Source organism: Staphylococcus sp. FSL W8-0271 (assembly GCF_038006605.1).
In the GTDB taxonomy this organism is placed as follows: domain Bacteria; phylum Bacillota; class Bacilli; order Staphylococcales; family Staphylococcaceae; genus Staphylococcus; species Staphylococcus cohnii.
In genome coordinates this window covers 2,063,750-2,082,501 of record NZ_JBBOVM010000001.1, presented here as the reverse complement: position 1 = coordinate 2,082,501, position 18,752 = coordinate 2,063,750, and the positions used below count along the sequence as shown (strand labels likewise).

14 protein-coding genes and 2 pseudogenes are annotated in these 18,752 nt (G+C 32.6%); 11 read left to right on the top strand and 5 right to left on the bottom strand.

Annotation, left to right across the window (positions count from 1 at the left end):
* Window positions 1-38 precede the first annotated feature (38 nt).
* Both ytxJ and NST87_RS10255 read left to right on the top strand, forming a co-directional pair.
* Window positions 39-359: a bacillithiol system redox-active protein YtxJ gene (ytxJ, locus tag NST87_RS10260; protein ID WP_019469507.1), complete on the top strand. Its 321-nt coding sequence runs from the start codon at window positions 39-41 to the stop codon at window positions 357-359.
* A 430-nt stretch (window positions 360-789) separates the two neighbouring features.
* The gene (locus tag NST87_RS10255; RefSeq protein WP_019469506.1) at window positions 790-1,914 is read left to right on the top strand and encodes a glycerate kinase; all 1,125 of its coding nucleotides are present in this window, start codon (window positions 790-792) and stop codon (window positions 1,912-1,914) included.
* Window positions 1,915-2,300: 386 nt separating this feature from the next.
* Here the strand turns inward: NST87_RS10255 and pepT are convergent, their stop codons facing one another.
* Genes pepT through NST87_RS10240 form a run of 3 tightly spaced genes read right to left on the bottom strand, consistent with a single transcriptional unit; the run spans window position 2,301 to window position 4,827 of the window.
* Window positions 2,301-3,539, bottom strand: a complete 1,239-nt coding sequence (pepT, locus tag NST87_RS10250) for a peptidase T (RefSeq protein ID WP_019469505.1) — start codon at window positions 3,537-3,539, stop codon at window positions 2,301-2,303.
* An 11-nt stretch (window positions 3,540-3,550) separates the two neighbouring features.
* Window positions 3,551-4,051 (bottom strand): threonine/serine exporter family protein, encoded by a 501-nt coding sequence (locus tag NST87_RS10245; protein ID WP_040030223.1) that lies wholly within the window; start codon window positions 4,049-4,051, stop codon window positions 3,551-3,553.
* A 14-nt stretch (window positions 4,052-4,065) separates the two neighbouring features.
* Complete coding sequence (locus NST87_RS10240; RefSeq protein ID WP_040030222.1) at window positions 4,066-4,827, bottom strand: threonine/serine exporter family protein; 762 nt, start codon at window positions 4,825-4,827, stop codon at window positions 4,066-4,068.
* A gap of 410 nt (window positions 4,828-5,237) precedes the next feature.
* On the opposite strand from NST87_RS10240, the pseudogene NST87_RS13835 reads away from it, so the two are divergent.
* A pseudogene (locus tag NST87_RS13835) lies at window positions 5,238-5,606 on the top strand (IS5/IS1182 family transposase); the annotation flags it as partial.
* 357 nt (window positions 5,607-5,963) lie between these two features.
* On the opposite strand, the gene gdpS reads toward NST87_RS13835, so the two are convergent.
* Window positions 5,964-7,034 carry a GGDEF domain-containing protein GdpS gene (gene gdpS, locus NST87_RS10230; RefSeq protein ID WP_019469501.1) on the bottom strand — a complete coding sequence of 357 codons (1,071 nt, stop codon included), beginning with the start codon at window positions 7,032-7,034 and terminating at the stop codon, window positions 5,964-5,966.
* 406 nt (window positions 7,035-7,440) lie between these two features.
* On the opposite strand from gdpS, the gene NST87_RS10225 reads away from it, so the two are divergent.
* Entirely contained in the window at window positions 7,441-8,499 is a 1,059-nt protein-coding gene (locus NST87_RS10225) for a glycosyltransferase family 4 protein (protein ID WP_019469500.1), read from the top strand.
* 226 nt (window positions 8,500-8,725) lie between these two features.
* Here the strand turns inward: NST87_RS10225 and NST87_RS10220 are convergent.
* Window positions 8,726-9,366 (bottom strand): annotated as a pseudogene (locus NST87_RS10220) (YigZ family protein).
* Between the two features lie 137 nt (window positions 9,367-9,503).
* Between NST87_RS10220 and fakB1 the strand changes: the two are divergent.
* From fakB1 to NST87_RS10185, 7 genes are all read left to right on the top strand, one after another.
* Window positions 9,504-10,367, top strand: a complete 864-nt coding sequence (gene fakB1, locus NST87_RS10215; RefSeq protein ID WP_040030220.1) for a fatty acid kinase binding subunit FakB1 — start codon at window positions 9,504-9,506, stop codon at window positions 10,365-10,367.
* 254 nt (window positions 10,368-10,621) lie between these two features.
* Window positions 10,622-11,890, top strand: a complete 1,269-nt coding sequence (locus NST87_RS10210; protein ID WP_019469497.1) for a DEAD/DEAH box helicase family protein — start codon at window positions 10,622-10,624, stop codon at window positions 11,888-11,890.
* A gap of 107 nt (window positions 11,891-11,997) precedes the next feature.
* Entirely contained in the window at window positions 11,998-12,561 is a 564-nt protein-coding gene (locus NST87_RS10205) for a ComF family protein (protein ID WP_230620702.1), read from the top strand.
* 66 nt (window positions 12,562-12,627) lie between these two features.
* The gene (gene hpf / locus NST87_RS10200) at window positions 12,628-13,194 is read left to right on the top strand and encodes a ribosome hibernation-promoting factor, HPF/YfiA family (protein WP_019469495.1); all 567 of its coding nucleotides are present in this window, start codon (window positions 12,628-12,630) and stop codon (window positions 13,192-13,194) included.
* A gap of 290 nt (window positions 13,195-13,484) precedes the next feature.
* Window positions 13,485-16,016: a preprotein translocase subunit SecA gene (gene secA / locus NST87_RS10195; RefSeq protein ID WP_019469494.1), complete on the top strand. Its 2,532-nt coding sequence runs from the start codon at window positions 13,485-13,487 to the stop codon at window positions 16,014-16,016.
* Window positions 16,017-16,250: 234 nt separating this feature from the next.
* Window positions 16,251-17,376 (top strand): peptide chain release factor 2 gene (gene prfB / locus NST87_RS10190; protein WP_103211357.1). Its coding sequence is split into 2 segments (ribosomal slippage): window positions 16,251-16,322 and window positions 16,324-17,376, totalling 1,125 coding nucleotides; the frame shifts between segments, so codons are not numbered across the junction.
* Window positions 17,377-17,787: 411 nt separating this feature from the next.
* Window positions 17,788-18,744: a CHAP domain-containing protein gene (locus tag NST87_RS10185; protein WP_040030218.1), complete on the top strand. Its 957-nt coding sequence runs from the start codon at window positions 17,788-17,790 to the stop codon at window positions 18,742-18,744.
* The last annotated feature ends 8 nt before the right edge of the window (window positions 18,745-18,752 follow it).

Here is an 18,752-nt window from a genome sequence, read left to right as displayed (position 1 = left end):
ACAATGTGGTGTGTTAAATATTTTTAGAGGTGAATAGAATGGCTATAAAGCTGAGTTCGATTGACCAGTTTGAGCAAGTTTTAGAAGAAAATAAATATGTATTTGTGCTGAAGCATAGTGAAACATGTCCAATTTCAGCAAATGCAATTGATCAATTTAACAAATTTTTATATGAAAGAGATATGGACGGTTATTATTTAATCGTACAACAAGAGAGGGCTTTATCAGATTATATAGAAGAAAAAACAAATGTTAAGCATGAATCGCCACAAGCATTTTATTTTGTGAAGGGACAAGCGATTTGGAATGCAAGTCACGATCATATTAATGTAAAATCTTTGGCAGGTGCTGAAGAATAAAAAAATAAATATTTAATAAAGAAACGCTTGTTAAGCTTTAAGTTATATTAAAAGGTTTAACAAGCGTTTCTTATAATGTGAAAAAATGTGTTTTGACATGTATAATATAAAGTTGAATTAGTAATGCGTCTATGCGCACAAATGTATGTTATTTATGTAACTATTGTATTTATCAGCAATACAATGATTGAACGTGATACCAACTTTAAGTGTGATGATATTTTTACCAGTGATTTAGTAGCATATGATTTGTGCCAAATATATAACACAATGTGAAATGATACTTGTTTGAGTGCTGTACAGCTGAATTAAATATATCAACGAATCACAGCTATTTGAAAGTTATAAATTTATAAGGTGTGGTAATCACGTTAATTTAAAAATAAAGCTATGAAAATTGCAATGTAATATTAATATTAGAGGTGACAAAATGAAAGTATTAGTAGCAATGGATGAATTTAATGGTATTATATCTAGCTATCAAGCCAATCGATATGTAGAAGAAGCGGTTGCTAGTCAAATAGAGAAGGCTGATATTGTTCAAGTACCGTTGTTTAATGGTCGGCATGAACTGATGGATTCTGTCTTTTTATGGCAGTCAGGTACCAAATACAGAGTGGTTGCACATGATGCAGATATGAATGAAGTAGAAGCTGTTTATGGTATTACTGATAATGGCATGACAATTATTGAAGGTAATCTATTTTTAAAAGGTCAACGTCCAATTATAGAAAGAACGAGTTATGGTTTAGGTGAAATTATACTTGATGCAATAGAAAATGGTGCTGAACATTTAATTATTTCGCTAGGTGCTATTGGTAGTTTTGATGGTGGTGCTGGCATGCTTCAAGCACTCGGTGCTAAATTTTATGATGACGAAGCTCAAGAAATCGACGTTACACAAGGCAGTCGTGTTTTAAAATATATTCGTCGTATAGATGTATCTCAAGTTAATCCTAAGTTGAAAGAGATTAGAATCCAACTTATGTCAGATTTTGACAGTAAATTATATGGTAAAAATAGTGAAATCATGCAAACGTATGAAACGCATCAAATTTCGCATCAAGAAGCAAGTGAGATAGATAATTTAATATGGTATTTAAGTGAGATGTTTAAAGCTGAATTGAAAATCGCACTAGGGCCTATTCAAAGAGGCGGCGCTGGTGGGGGTATAGCTGCAATGTTGAATGGTTTATACAATGCTGAGATTATGACGAGTCATGAACTGGTAGACCAAATTACACATTTAGAGTCATTAATTCAACAGGCAGATTTAATAATTTTTGGTGAAGGTGTGAACGAACAAGATCAAATTTTAGAAACGACTACCGTTCGCTTAGCAGAGCTAGCTACAAAACATGACAAACCATCAATCGCAATTTGCGCAACAGATGATAAGTTTGATTTGTTTGAATCGATGGGTGTAACAGCAATGTTTAATACATTTATAGAAATGCCTCAATCCTTTACAGATTTTAAAATGGGAATTCAAATTAGACATTATACAGTTCAAGCGATTAAGCTATTGAAAACACAGTTTGATGTTAATAAATAAAATATAAATGCCAAACCGTCAATTTCTATTATAATCATATAGAAATTGACGGTTTTTTTAAATTCTACAAAAATCAGCAGGTATTCGAAGTTACAATTATAAGACATAAATTTTATAAAATTATTTTTAATACACATACGTATGAAAAAAACAACACCACCATAATGTTGGCTCCCAGTGGTATCGTCTGATTAACAAATACAAGTTTGAGGTTGATACGAAATATGTGTTGGAATAGCATGAACAATCCAAACTGTAAGGTACAAAAATAAAAAAGGGAGTAGGACAGAAATCTAATTTTTTGAAAAGATTTCGTTGTCCTACTCCGACAAGGATGACAAGCATTAAAATGTATAAAATGAGCGCTATATCCGAGTCATTTCTATTTAATCATTCTTTTGATAAGTTTGTACGACTTCTTGAGCGATACCTACTATGACATCTACAGCTTTTTCCATGACATCGATAGAAGCATATTCGAAAGGTCCATGGAAGTTATCACAACCAGTAAAAATGTTAGGTGTTGGTAATCCCATAAATGATAGTTGTGAACCATCTGTGCCACCACGTATCGGTTCAGTATTAGCTGGAATATCTAACTGGTCAAAGACACGTTTAGGAATGTCTATAACATGTGGTTTTGGCTTAATTTTTTCTCCCATATTGTAATATTGATCGTTTATTTCAACTTCGATTGGCGCATCTTCAAAATGACTATTGATATCATTTTGAATTTCTACTAGGCGTTTTTTACGTAAATCAAATTCATGCTTATCATGATCACGAATAATATAGTAAAGTTTTGCTTTCTCAACATCGCCATCAAATTTCATTAAATGATAAAAGCCTTCATAACCCTCTGTACGTTCAGGTACTTCATTTTGAGGTAAAAGAGCGTTGAATTGTTGACCTAAAAGCACAGCATTGACCATCGCATCTTTAGCAGAACCTGGATGAACATTAACACCGTGACAAGTTACAATCGCTTCTGCAGCATTAAAACTTTCATATTGTAGCTCGCCAAATTGGCTGCCATCCATTGTATATGCAAAGTCAGCATTAAAACGTTCAACGTCAAATGCATGTGGTCCTTTACCAATTTCTTCATCAGGTGTAAACGCTACTCTGATGCGACCGTGTTTGATTTCTGGATGCGCTGTTAAATATTTTAAAGCTTCCATAATTTCAACGACACCAGCTTTATCATCTGCACCTAATAATGATGTGCCATCTGTAATCATTAAAGTATGTCCTTCTACTTGTTTCATAGCAGGAAAGACATCTTGACTTAAAACTCGATTTGTATCGCCGAGCTGAATGGGTTTTCCATCATACTGCTCAATAATTTGTGGATTGACATTTGTAGCATTAAAATCAGGTGAAGTATCAACATGCGCAAGAAAACCAACAGTTGGAATAGTTTCGTTAACATTACTTTCTAATGTTGCAAACAAGTATCCATTTTCATCAACATCAGTTTCTAGACCTAAATCAGTTAATTCGTCATTCAATAAATTCAATAAATCCCACTGTTTATTAGTGGAAGGTGTTGAATTTGAATGTGGATCAGATTGTGTATCAATTTTGACATATCTTGTAAGTCGTTCAATAATATCATTTTTCATAAAAACACCCCTTATGCTCTGTTATTCATATTATATGATTTCTTATATATTTTACCATTCATTTTGCCAATGTGTTGTTTTATGCGTGTATAAAGATAATAAATAATCTCTGCACACAAAATACCAAAGGCAATTGCACCTGAAATAAGTGTTACTTCGAGAAATGTATTAACAGCATGTGTATATTGGTTGCTCACTAAATAGCGTGTTGCCTCATAGGCAAGTCCACCAGGAACGAGCGGGATGATGCCAGGCACAATAAAAATGATAACTGGTCTTTTATAACGTCTACTCATGGTATGACTCATAATTGCTAATATAAAACTTCCTAGGAACGAAGCCATTACCTTTCCTAGTTCAATATCAAGTGTCACTTTATATATAATCCATCCCATAGCACCAACGAAACCGCAAGCCAAAAGGAGACGTCTGGGTGCGTTAAAAATAACAGAAAAGAGCATTGTCGCTAAATAACTAATAATAAATTGTAAAACATAGTAGCCAATGACCATTTGAGCACTCCTTTTTAAAATATTAATAAAACGATTGCCACACCAGCACCTATAGCAAATGATGTTAACGCCGCTTCGACACCACGAGACATACCAGCGATGAGTTCGCCTGCCATGAGGTCTCGAATAGCATTTGTAATTAAAATACCAGGGACTAGTGGCATGACGCCTGCAATGGTAATAATATCTTGGTTTGCTGCCATGCCTAATTTTGAAAATGTAGCTGCTATTGTAATAACAACCGCAGCACTAATAAATTCCGAAAAGAATTTTATTTGTATATAACGTTGAACAAAATCAAAAGTTAAAAATGCACCAGCTCCTGCAAGAATTGCAAAAAAGAAGTCATTCATAACACCGCCAAACATAAATAAGAAAAAACCACATGCAATGGCAGCAGCAAAAAATTTAGTGATAGATGAAAACTGTAATGATGCATGGTGTAAATGTATAAGTTCAGATTTTGCTTCATCTATATTTAACTGATTATTAGAAATCTTTCTAGATAAACTATTAGTTAATGCAATTTTTTCTAGATCAGTCGTCCGCTCACGTATACGGATAAGTCTCGTGTTTGTTCTATTATTGAGTGAAAAAATAATCGCTGTAGACGTGACAAAACTATATGTATCATCTAAGCCAAAACTTGCTGAAATTCTATTCATCGTATCTTCAACACGATAAGTTTCAGCACCACTTTCAAGCAATATTCTGCCTGCAATGAGTACAACGTCAATCACTTTATCTTCATCAATGATAGTGATCGAATCAGACATAGCTGGGCACCTCCTAAATTTTTCATAAATCAATAGAAAGTTTACCGTGTACTAAGGTAACTTTCAATAATATTTATTTCAGTATAGATTGTTATTATAATTACATCCTATATTGTAACAAACTTAAATTTGTAAATGATATGTTTAATTTTAAAAATATTGAAGGAATGCTTATGCATTGTTATATCTTACGAGTGTTGGTATATATACAATACTATTTTTAGAGTTATACTTTCAAAAGAACGATGCGATGAAATACATTGGGGATATGGCTCGAGCCTGTAGTCTCTCACACATACTATTCCCCGGGCGTCAGCACAATGCAAAATCGGTTCAATATATTAATATTCAAAAAACAAGGCATTTTCGTATAATTTAATAAACACAACTAAATTAAATTAACGAGTTGCCTCTTTCAAAACCAAATACCTCCCTCTAAAGCAATCAATTGCTTTAGAGTTAACCCTAAAACTGACGCTTTATTGTCATCACTTTTTATTCAATTTCATAGTCAGTGTCTTGAACAATCTCTCCTTGATGACAAATCTCTTTTTATTCATGGTACAAAGGTAGGAGCTAATGCCAATAAATATACATTTGTATGGAAAAGAAGTATCCAAAACTACGAAACAAAAATGAATGAAAATTCAAAGTTAATGTACAATGAACTTATAAAAAATAAAATCATACCTGATATTAAACAAGAAAGTGATACAAATTTAACTCAAGAGGAAATAGATTTAATAGGAACTCACTTAAATAAAGAAATCGAAGATTTAATTAATGAAGAATTATAACTGGGAATATTTAAAATCCAATATTAACCAAAGGCTTTCAGAACCAGAAACTAAAAAATCTACAGTTAAAGAAAAATTGATGTAGAACCAGATTTTGGTTTTTGAAGGCTATTTTGGTTTTCACTCGAATATCAGTTTGAGGCATAAATAAAGTTAAACAAGGACTTGGTTTTATATTAATATCATTGAATATAAGAGAGATGGTAGCTTAACGAGCTATAAAATTTCATAAAACTAAAGAAAGGGTCAATTTCTACTTCTCAATAGAAATTGGCCCTTATTTTTTTAGTCAGAGATATTTATGTCCTAGATTCTTAAAAATGGTTTCATTTTATTTAGTTATAATTTAACAATAGGATTAAACATGACTTGATTACGTCCTTCGTTTTTAGCCATATGCAACATATCATCTGCGACTTTAAAGACAGTACGTTGAGATTTATAATCATCTTTAGTTAAGTATCCAACACCAATAGAAACGGATAATTTAATCATTTCTTTATTTGGTAAATGGAAAGTAGATTGTTCCACGCCTTTACGGATACTTTCACTTAATTTAACGCATTGATCTAACGTATAGTCATATAATACTACAGAAAATTCTTCGCCACCGTTACGGTAAATGCTAAATTGTTCTGGGACGTAGTTTTTCAGTAATTGTGCGATTTGTCGTAATACAGCATCACCTGAATCATGTGAATACATATCATTAACATCTTTAAACCCATCAATATCGATGAGTAGTAAACCTAAACTTTCATCATTTTCTTCTGCAATACGTGTTGTTTCATTCAAATGTCTATCGAATTCTTTAACATTGCCTAAACCCGTCAAATAATCAAATTTATCTTCATTCTCATAGCGGTTTACTAAAGAGAAGAAATGCCAAATATCTACGAATGTAATCGAAGAAGTGATTGTTAAAATGAACGATAACGGTATCATGTATAACACTTCTTTAAATTCATAATATGGACTGATAAATGACAAGATGACAAATATGACTAGCGTAATTAAGTTGAGTATTTGTAATGAGATGATGTCATTTTGTTTTAAAAATGGTCCTATTGCTCCGACAATGATGGCTATTACAATTAAAATCATTGCAGTTATAATCGTAAAATCGCCAATTAATACATTAACTAAAGACACGATAAACGCTGCTAAAACTGTATAAACCATATTTGTATATCTACCTAAAAATAAAATCGGCACAAAAGATAAATAGAGTACATATTCATTGAAGATAGGGACAGGCTTTACAGATAATAATAATGCTACAATGGTCATTAAAATCGTGACGTATTCTTTTGAAAATACCATATTTTTATTTTCAGAGTACTGTAATCGGTGGAATAAATAAATTCCTGCGACAGTAACCGCAATATTGTAAATTATCGCTTCAAACATTTTTCTTACGCTCCTTTAAATAAACACTTAGTCATTGTAAGTGAAAAGTTACATTTTGTCATCATTGATATTCAGAAATTAATAACATTTGTTTAAAATTCATGTTAGAATACTTATTTGAGTGATTGTAAAATAAATAAATTGTTTATTCTATAAAAAATAAAGTGAATTTCTGCGTTGAATCTTACTAATGATTACATTACTATTTGTATTACTAAAAGTACATCGTGTATTATAGACTTAATTGAATCGTTTATAGAATTACTCGAAATATATAAATTTAATTATGTTTTAAAAACATACATGTGTATATCCATTCCAAATATGATTTCATATTTGGAATATTTATAGAGATTTTAAATTCCAATTCAAAAATATAAAGACTTAAAATAATGAAGGTGAACTGATGTATACGTTATTATTAATCATTTTTTCAATGATTGTCAGTTTAATACTTACTCCCATTGTCATAAAGGTTTCCCATAAATTGGGTGTTGTCGATCAACCTAATTTTAGGAAAGTACATAAAAAACCAACTTCTGTCCTAGGAGGTACCGTGATATTACTTTCCTTTTTATTAGGGATTTGGTTAGGACATCCAATTGAAACAGAGGTGAAGCCACTTGTCATTGGGGCAGTATTAATTTACTTAGTAGGATTGATAGATGATATCTATGATCTAACGCCAATCGTAAAATTATTAGGTCAAGTAGTTGCAGCACTGGTTGTCGTTTATTATGGTGTAACCATTGATTTCATATCTTTACCGATTGGACCAACAATACATTTTGGTATATTAGGCATTCCTATTACAGTGATTTGGATTGTAGCGATCACCAATGCAATCAACTTAATTGATGGTTTGGATGGTTTGGCATCTGGTGTCGCAACAATCGCATTGATGACTATTGGTTTTATCGCAATACTACAAGCAAATATATTTATAATTATGATCTGTAGTGTACTTATCGGTGCGTTATTAGGTTTCTTATGTTTTAATTTTCATCCTGCTAAAATATTTTTAGGGGATAGCGGCGCTTTACTTGTTGGCTTTATTGTTGGTTTTCTCTCACTATTAGGTTTTAAAAATATTACGTTTGTGTCTTTATTCTTCCCGATTGTGATTTTAGCAGTACCGTTCATAGATACTTTATTTGCTATGATACGACGTGTGAAAAAGGGCCAACGTATTATGCAAGCGGACAAGTCACATCTACATCATAAATTACTAGAGTTAGGTTATTCACATCGTCAAACAGTAATTCTGATATATTCAATCGCATTGTTATTTAGTCTTTCAAGTATTATTTTATATTTATCGCAACCATGGGGCGTACTCATGATGCTTGTACTTATACTCATTACGATTGAACTCATTGTTGAATTTACAGGATTAATAGATGATGATTATAGGCCACTCTTAAAATTAATTGAAAATAAAGAACGACATAAAAAAGATGAATAGTTAGACTACCAATTAGAACCTGAGATATGAATATCTCAGGTTCTAATTTTGTTTTATGAACAACAATAAATTAAAGCAACGACTGATATACTTACTTTTTTAAAGTTTACTTTGATTACAAATATCAATGCATATCAGCAAAGTTTTTTCATTTTTTTATCTTTGTAGCAGGATAGATATTATTTATGATAGATGGTACGTATAAATAATTTGAAATAACTATACTTCAGGTTGTTGGTATATCAAATGGTAACTGAATGATCTCTTGTTCAACTAAATCATAGTTACCAGAAGTAATTTTATTTAGAAAAGCAATAAAATCATCATATTCCGCTTCTACCACATCTATTTGATAACTCACTTTGTCTGTGTAGTTTGTGTTTCTTAAGAAGAAAGATGTTTGCGCTAATTCATATTCAAATTTACCAGTAAGATCATAATCAATCGTGATTGTAGTTGGTATTGCTGAGCGTAAAGCAACACGACCCACTTCGTAAATGACATCTCTCACAGCGCCACTGTATGCTCTTATTAAACCGCCACCACCCAATTTTATACCACCGAAATAACGCGTAACTACGACACAAACATTGTGAACTTCTAGTTTTTTTAATATTTCTAGCATAGGTACGCCTGCAGTTCCACTTGGTTCTCCATCATCATTTGCTTTTTGAATATTCATTTGTGCTCCAACCGTATAGGCTGAACAATTATGTGTTGCTTCCCGATGTTCTGATTTTACCAAGTTGATAAAATCTTTAGCTTCTGCTTCAGAGTCAACAGGTTTGATATGGGCAATAAAACGCGATTTGCTAATTACATTTTTATCATATGTTCTTGCTTTATTGTTATGATTGATTCATCCATATTTAAACACTCCAGTCATAGTTTCAATCAATACCTAATATTATACACGGTTCTGAATTCAAGTTTAATGTAAAAAAAATTTTCTTTTAATATAAAATAATGTATCATAGTTGTGAGTATAATTGAGGAGGATTATGATGAAAATTGCTGTATTAACAGATTCGACGAGTTATCTATCTCAAACATTAATTGATAAATATAATATAAATATTGCACCACTAAGTGTAACTTTTGATAACGGTGAAAATTTTGAAGAAAATGCATCTATTTCAGCAGATGAATTCTACGAAAGAATGAAAGCATCTAAAACAATTCCTACGACAAGCCAACCGGCAATCGGTGAATTTGTAACTAAATATGAACAATTACGTGATGAAGGCTATACAGATGTCATAGGCGTTTTCCTATCTTCAGGTATCAGTGGTACTTATCAAACAGCTACACAAGCGGGTGAAATGGTTGAAGGTATTAATGTTCATACTTTTGATTCGAAAATTTCAGCGATGGCAATGGGGAGTTTCGTATTACGAGCTATTGAATTCATTGAACAAAATGAAACACCGCAGGCTATCATTAAAGAGCTTGAAGCAATGCGAGAAGTCACTGGTGCGAGATTGATGGTAGACGATTTGAAAAACTTGCAGAAAAGTGGTCGTATTACTGGTGCTCAAGCGTGGGTTGGTACGATGTTGAAAATGAAACCAGTCTTAAGATTCGAAGATGGTTTAATTTTACCTGATGAAAAAATACGTACTAAAAAACGTGCACTTAAAGAAATTATCAATAAAGTGATTGAAATCGTTAAAGATTATGAAGAGGTCACTTTATTAGTGATAGGTGGAGATGTTCAAGAAGATACAGACTGGATGTATAATGAATTACAAAAGAACTATCCTCAGTATAAATTATATCGTTCTTATTTAGGCCCTGTAGTCGCAGCGCATTTAGGTCCAGGTGGTATGGGATTAGGTTTCACAGGTAGATCCATACGTACAGACTAAATGATAGATTCGAAAATACTTTTATCATGTTAAGTAAAGTAGCATTTTGCGAGAAACACTTGTTATAAATACAACTATTCATTCAGCCAGCAATGACAACAATAAGATGACAAATGAGTTGTTTAGCGTTTGAATTTTTGTGCGATAAATCAATAAATCAAATATTTTATGGCGGGTCTTGGAATTAAAGTAAGGTTTAATTTGTGACTCGCTTTTTAGTTTGGAGGAAATAAACGATTAAATATTATGGAAGAATGATTAATGATAAGACCTTATTAACTGATGAACGCATAAGACAAACGACGAAAGGTGTTAAATTAGAAAACGGCTATTGGACGTGTTCGCAATGTCATTCACGCCGACCGACGCATTTTTATAAATATCAATCTATGGTATTAAATAAGTCAATCGTCTACTGTAGAAATTGTATCAATATGGGTAGAATGGATAATATTACCGAAGTCTATATCATAGAAAGTCATAACGTAGTGACGCCTTGCCATTATCAATTATCATTCAAATTATCAGAGCAACAGCAATTTGCATCCGACAAAATTGTATCAGCGATTGCAAGCTTACATTCTCTGTTACTTCATGCTGTGACAGGTGCAGGTAAGACTGAGATGATATTTGAAGGAATTAAATTTGCGAGGAACCAAGGTTATAATGTCGCAATCGTGTCCCCAAGGGTTGATGTTGTTTTAGAAGTGAGCATGAGGATTAAAGCAGCATTCTGCGAAGAAGAAATAGATGTGTTACATCAGTCCTCTCAACAACAGTTCAATGGTCATTTTATTATTGCCACAGTTCATCAACTTTATCGTTTCAAACAACATTTTGATGTAATTATTGTAGATGAAGTAGATGCCTTTCCATTACCCACAGAACCAACGTTGATAAAAGCATTACAGCATGCCTCGAAATTAAAACACTGTCATATATTAATGACTGCTACACCCACAAAATCATTAATTAGACAAATCAGCAATATAGAAATCATTCAATTACCCGCGCGCTTTCATAGACATCCTTTACCAGTACCTCAATTTAAATTTTTGAGAATTAATCCCCAAAAAAAGCAATATCAATTATTACGATTTTTACAACATCAAGTCAGACAACAACGATATACGCTCGTCTTTTTTAACGACATTACTTTAATGAAACAATTGTATCAATTATATAAAGATGACTTACCATCTTTAATATATGTCTACAGTAATGATGTCTTTCGATTTGATAAAGTAAAGCGTTTAAGAGATGGCGAACACGCTATTGTTTTCACCACTACTATTTTAGAAAGAGGGTTTACTATGGCAAAACTCGATGTTGTGATCATAAATAGCCACCAGTTTGAGACGAGTGCCATCATTCAAATATCAGGTAGAGTTGGAAGAAAAGCGAAAGCACCAACAGGAAGCGTCTTTTGTATGCATGAAGGCATCACACTGTCTATGCTTCAAGCTCAATATCAGATAAAGAAAATGAATAAACTTGCTAAAAAAAGAGGGTGGATAGACTGACAGCGATATGTTTATATTGTCACACTGATTATTCAGAACCGTTAAATGCATTCACCTTTTATAAAAAAGCTTCAAAATTGTGCCATAATTGTAATCATCAATGGGATATGATGAAATTAAATGCGACAAATCGCTGCCCAACATGTATGAAGTTACTTAATAAAACAGAAAAATTATGCTCAGATTGTTCTGAATTATCTTCGAAATATAAATTAATGAATAAATTGTATTGTTTTTACCGATACGACGGCATTATAAAAGAAATGCTTCAACAATATAAATTTAAAAGAGATGTTGCGATAGCAGAAATAATTGCAGAAAGAGTTAAATTGCCTCATTATAAATATGATTACGTTATTCCTATACCGTCTCCATTATATAGAGATATGGAAAGAACATTTAATCCTATACAATTAGTATTAGACTTAAAAAAGGTTAAATATCATTGTCTACTTGCTACACACTCAAGTATAAAACAATCAGAATTAAGAAAACAAAAACGCATGCAACGACCGAACCCTTTTGAAATAACACGATGTGTAGATTTAAAAGAAAAAAATATTTTGTTGATAGATGACATATATACTACAGGCTTAACGGTTCATAATGCAGGACAGTTGTTATTTGATAGAAAAATCAGAAAATTCGATGTGTTTACGTTTGCACGGTAAGTTATTCGTGGTATTATAGATATAAGCACTATTACCAATATAGAGGTTTTAAAGGAGTCGATTACTATGATCAGATTTGAAATTCACGGAGAGAACCTCACTATTACTGATGCGATTCGCAACTATATTGAGGAGAAAATTGGTAAATTAGAACGTTATTTTAACAATGTGCCAAATGCGACTGCACACGTTAAAGTTAAAACGTACCAAAACTCAGCAACTAAAATAGAAGTAACTATTCCATTGAAAAATGTTACGCTTAGAGCGGAAGAACGTCATGATGATTTATACGCTGGTATTGATTTAATTAATAGTAAATTGGAAAGACAAGTTAGAAAATATAAAACGCGTGTAAACCGTAAAAATAGAAAGAATGACGAACCAGAAGCATTTGCATCATTACCTGAAGAACAAGAAGCAGAAAAACTTCAAAATGATGACAATGATAGTGAAATTGAGATTATTCGTTCAAAAAATTTCAGCTTAAAACCTATGGATTCTGAAGAAGCAGTATTGCAAATGGATTTATTGGGCCATGATTTCTTCATTTTTACAGATCGCGAAACAGATGGTACAAGTATTGTCTATAAAAGAAAAGATGGCAAATATGGACTAATTGAAACAACTGAATAATTCAATTGCATTAGTATCATATTTATAAAAGTAATAGCGTCCATGATTGAGTGAAATCATGGACGCTCATTTTTTGCTATGTTATTATGTAATAATTTGAAAGTGAACATGTATGTTGTGTATATTTTTATTGAACCAGTATTCCAATATGTATTCCAAAACATGTAAGTAAAACATAGCGTAGGTAGTACGATAAACGTAATAAGTGTAAATTTAAGCTTATAAATGATATTATAAATTGTTGTAAACGAAGAGTTATAATGAGTTATAAAGCTAAAGGAGCGAACAAAATGGGTTTTTTATCAAAAATTGCAGATGGCAATAAAAGAGAAATAAAACGCCTTGGTAAATTAGCCGACAAAGTCCTTGCATTAGAAGAGGATATGTCGATATTAACTGATGAAGAAATTAAAGAAAAAACGAAAAATTTTCAAGCGCAAGTTCAAGAAGAAGAAGATATTAAAAAGCAAAATAAAATTTTAGATGATATTTTACCAGAAGCATTTGCTTTAGTTAGAGAAGGATCCAAGCGTGTGTTTAACATGATCCCTTATAAAGTACAAGTTATGGGTGGTATAGCGATCCACGGCGGCGATATTTCTGAAATGAGAACCGGTGAAGGTAAAACATTAACGGCGACAATGCCAGTTTATTTAAATGCGTTAACAGGACGCGGTGTACATGTTATTACAGTCAATGAATATTTATCTAGCATACAGAGTGAAGAAATGGCAGAATTATATGAATTTCTTGGTTTGAGTGTTGGTTTGAACTTAAATAGTAAAACGACTGCAGAGAAAAGAGAAGCTTACGCATGTGATATTACTTATAGTACCAACAACGAATTAGGATTTGATTACTTACGTGATAACATGGTGAATTATGCCGAAGAACGCGTGATGCGACCACTTAATTTTGCGATTATTGATGAAGTAGACTCAATTTTAATTGATGAAGCACGTACACCATTGATTATTTCAGGTGAAGCAGAAAAATCAACTTCACTTTATACTCAAGCAAATGTTTTTGCTAAAATGCTTAAAGGCGAAGATGATTATAATTATGATGAAAAAACAAAAGCAGTCCAATTAACTGAACAGGGTATTGATAAAGCAGAACGTATGTTTAAAATTGATAACCTTTACGATGTAAAAAATGTTGATATTATCAGTCATATCAATACTGCATTACGTGCACATGTTACTTTACAAAGAGATGTAGATTATATGGTAAATAACGGTGAAGTATTGATTGTTGACCAATTTACAGGACGTACAATGCCTGGACGTCGTTTTTCAGAAGGATTACACCAAGCAATTGAAGCTAAAGAAGGTGTGAAAATTCAAAACGAATCAAAAACAATGGCTTCAATTACATTCCAAAACTATTTTAGAATGTATAATAAATTATCTGGTATGACAGGTACTGCAAAAACAGAAGAAGAAGAATTTAGAAATATTTACAATATGACAGTTACGCAAATTCCTACCAACAGACCAGTACAACGTATTGATAAACCTGATTTAATTTACATCAGTCAAAAGGGTAAATTTGATGCAGTTGTAGAAGATGTCATTCAAAAGCATAAACAAGGTCAACCAGTCTTATTAGGGACTGTTGCTGTTGAAACAAGTGAATATATTTCTAATTTATTGAAAAAACATGGCGTCCGTCATGATGTTTTAAATGCGAAAAATCACGAACGTGAAGCAGACATTATCGCAAGTGCTGGCCAACGCGGTGCAGTGACAATTGCTACCAACATGGCTGGTCGTGGTACGGATATCAAATTAGGCGATGGTGTTGAAGAAATTGGTGGCTTAGCAGTAATTGGTACAGAACGTCATGAATCACGTCGTATAGATGACCAATTACGTGGTCGTTCAGGTCGTCAAGGAGATAAAGGTGATAGCCGTTTCTATTTATCACTACAAGATGAGTTAATGGTGCGCTTTGGTTCGGAACGTTTACAAAATATGATGAATCGATTAGGCATGGATGATTCAACGCCAATCGAATCTAAAATGGTTTCACGTGCTGTTGAATCAGCGCAAAAACGTGTTGAAGGTAATAACTTTGATGCTCGTAAACGTGTCCTTGAGTATGATGATGTACTGCGTAAACAACGTGAAATTATCTATAGTGAACGTAATGATATTATTGACAGCGACGAAAGTAGCGAATTAATCAATGCGATGCTACGCTCTACGTTAGAAAGAAGTATTCATTATTATGTAAATGAAGAAGATGACGAACCTGACTATGAGCCATTCATCAATTATGTGGAAGATGTTTTCTTGAATGAAGGCGAATTAAAAGTAGAAGATATTAATGGAAAAGATAATGACGATATTTTTGAAGTTGTATGGTCAAAAATAGAAATTGCCTTAAAAGATCAAAAAGAGAAAATAGGTACTCAGTTTGATGAATTTGAGCGTATGATTTTACTCCGTTCCATTGACACGCATTGGACAGACCATATTGATACAATGGACCAATTACGACAAGGTATTCATCTCCGTTCATATGGTCAACAAAATCCATTACGTGACTATCAGAATGAAGGTCACCAATTATTTGATACGATGATGCAAAACATTGAAGAAGATGTGAGTAAATATATTCTCAAGTCAGTAATTTCAGTAGAAGATGATATAGAACGTGATAAAACAACTGATTTTGGTAAAGCTGAGCATGTGTCAGCAGAAGATGGAAAAGAAAAAGCGAAAGCAGAGCCCTATGTCAAAGATGAACACATAGGCAGAAATGACCCATGTCCTTGTGGCAGCGGTAAGAAATATAAAAACTGTCATGGCGCTTAAACTTATCTAAATTGATAATCGTGTGAGATAGGATTTATTATTTTTTGTATATCAAACATCTTTTGCAGTTAAATTGTGGTGTTTAACTGTGAAAGATGTTTTTTTTAATAATTTAAGCATAGTGGCTAGTGCTTAAGTTGAAATTGTCAGTTTATATTTTGTATCATATGTATGATAGTGTAGTAATTGATTTATCAAATATATTTCATTCGTAAAAATTAGGAGAGATGCACAATGGAATTATCTGAAATTAAGCGTAATTTAGATGCTTATAACGAAAAGTTAGAACAACTTAGGGGGTCTCTTTGACTTAGAAGAAAAAGAGATAAACATACAAGAATACGAAGAAATGATGACAGATCCTTCATTTTGGGATGATCAAGATAAAGCTCAAGAAATTATTGATAAGAATAATGCTTTAAAATCGGTTGTTAATGCCTACAGAGATTTAGAAGCAAACATTGAAGATATGGAAACAACACGAGAATTATTGTTAGAAGAAGATGATACATCGATGAAAGATGATTTAGAAGCAAGTGTCATTCATTTTCAAAACGAGCTAAACCAATTTGAGTTACAATTATTGTTAGATGGACCTTATGATGCGAATGATGCAATTATTGAATTGCATCCTGGTGCAGGTGGTACAGAATCTCAAGATTGGACAAATATGCTGTTGCGAATGTATCAACGTTACTGTGAACAAAAAGGCTTTAAAGTTGAAATCGCAGACTATTTGCCTGGGGATGAAGCGGGCGTTAAAAGCGTAACAATGATTGTGAAAGGTCATAATGCATATGGCTATTTAAAAGCAGAGAAAGGTGTACATCGACTTGTACGTATATCACCATTTGATTCATCAGGTCGTCGACATACATCTTTTGCTTCTTGTGATGTTATACCACAGTTTAATAACACTGAAATAGAAGTGGAGATAAATTCTGATGACATTACCGTTGATACATTTAGAGCTTCAGGTGCAGGTGGTCAACATATCAATAAAACAGAATCAGCTATTAGAATTACCCACCATCCAACAGGTATTGTGGTAAATAACCAAAATGAACGTTCACAAATCAAAAACAGAGAAGCTGCAATGAAAACTTTGAAGTCTAAACTCTATCAATTAAAAATAGAAGAACAAGAACAAGAAATGGCAGAAATCCGCGGTGAGCAAAAAGAAATTGGATGGGGAAGCCAAATAAGATCTTATGTATTCCATCCATATGCGATGGTTAAAGATCATAGAACAAACGAAGAAACAGGTAAAGTAGATGCAGTTATGGACGGTGATATAGGACCATTTATCGAAGCATATCTACGAAATCAAATGAATCTAAATCATTCAGCAAAAGATTAAAACTTAAATAGATGTTAATATTATACTAACTTTATGAGTGAGCTGGGAACCAATTTATAACTAATTGTTTTCTAGCTTGCTCATATTTTTTATAGAGTAATATAGAAAGTAAGAAGAACTATTTAATTCAATCAATTGCTTAATTTTATTAGTGATTTTTTAATAAACAACTTCTTAATATGTAAAATGCAAATTAAAATATTACAGTTGAATTTAACCGATGTGCGTCAATGATTAAAATTATTGTGATAAAGGTAAGAAAGGCTTGGTTAATGGCCAATGAGGCGTTCAGTTAATAATTATCTTTTGCATTACAAAACGATAACAATGCTAAAAGTATTAAGCGGATATGCTATATTATGATTGATTAAATATCGCATAAATTTAGACAGCAAAGGATTGAAACACATAATGAAGAAAGGCTTAACTTTTTCTCTAACTTCTGCAGCACTGTTTTTTGGCGTGAATGGTCTAGCATCAGCGAATCAAGTACATACAGTGAAAGAAGATACTGATTTATCAAATATAGCGCAAGCATTCGCAACAACGACTAATACGATACAATCATTAAATCATATGGAACTTGTACAGTCGGTTAAATCTGGACAAACGCTAGTACTCCCTGACGAAGATATTGTAGAAGTAAAAGAAGGAGATACATTACAAGGTATTGCGAATAAACATCAAATAAGCTTAAATGAACTTTATCAATTGAATCCGTTTATTACAGAGACAATTCATCCTGGACAGCTTATTGCTGTTTCTGAAAAAGGTTCATCACATTTAAATAATCAATTACAAAGCGCATATGCACAAATTAATTCTGAAAGCTACGCACAAAATGACTTAGAAAGTACGTCTAATAGTGATCAATTGACAGTAGGTGTAACAACTGAAAACAATAATACGTTCACAAAATTAGCTAACCGTTCTTTACCAGTAAAGCAGCAGTCTTGGTCAAATGATAGTATTGATGAACGCGATACTACATCAAGCGTTGACAATATTCATAACAATAGTTATCAACCAAAATACCATGCATCCGGAGGACAGAATTATTATGATTGGGGTCAGTGCACATACTACGCTTTCGATAGGCGTCAACAATTAGGTAAATCTGTAGGAACGCTTTGGGGCAATGCGAATAACTGGGCTTCAGCTGCACGTCAAAATGGTTATGTTGTTAATTCTACACCTGAAGTAGGCGCTATTTTACAAAGTAATGCTGGAAATTATGGTCATGTAGGCATTGTAGAACGTCAAAACAGCGATGGATCCATTTTGGTGTCGGAAATGAACTGGCGAGGTGTTGGACAAAAATCTTATAGAACCATTCATAATTCGGGACAATATAACTATATTCATTAAAAAGTTAA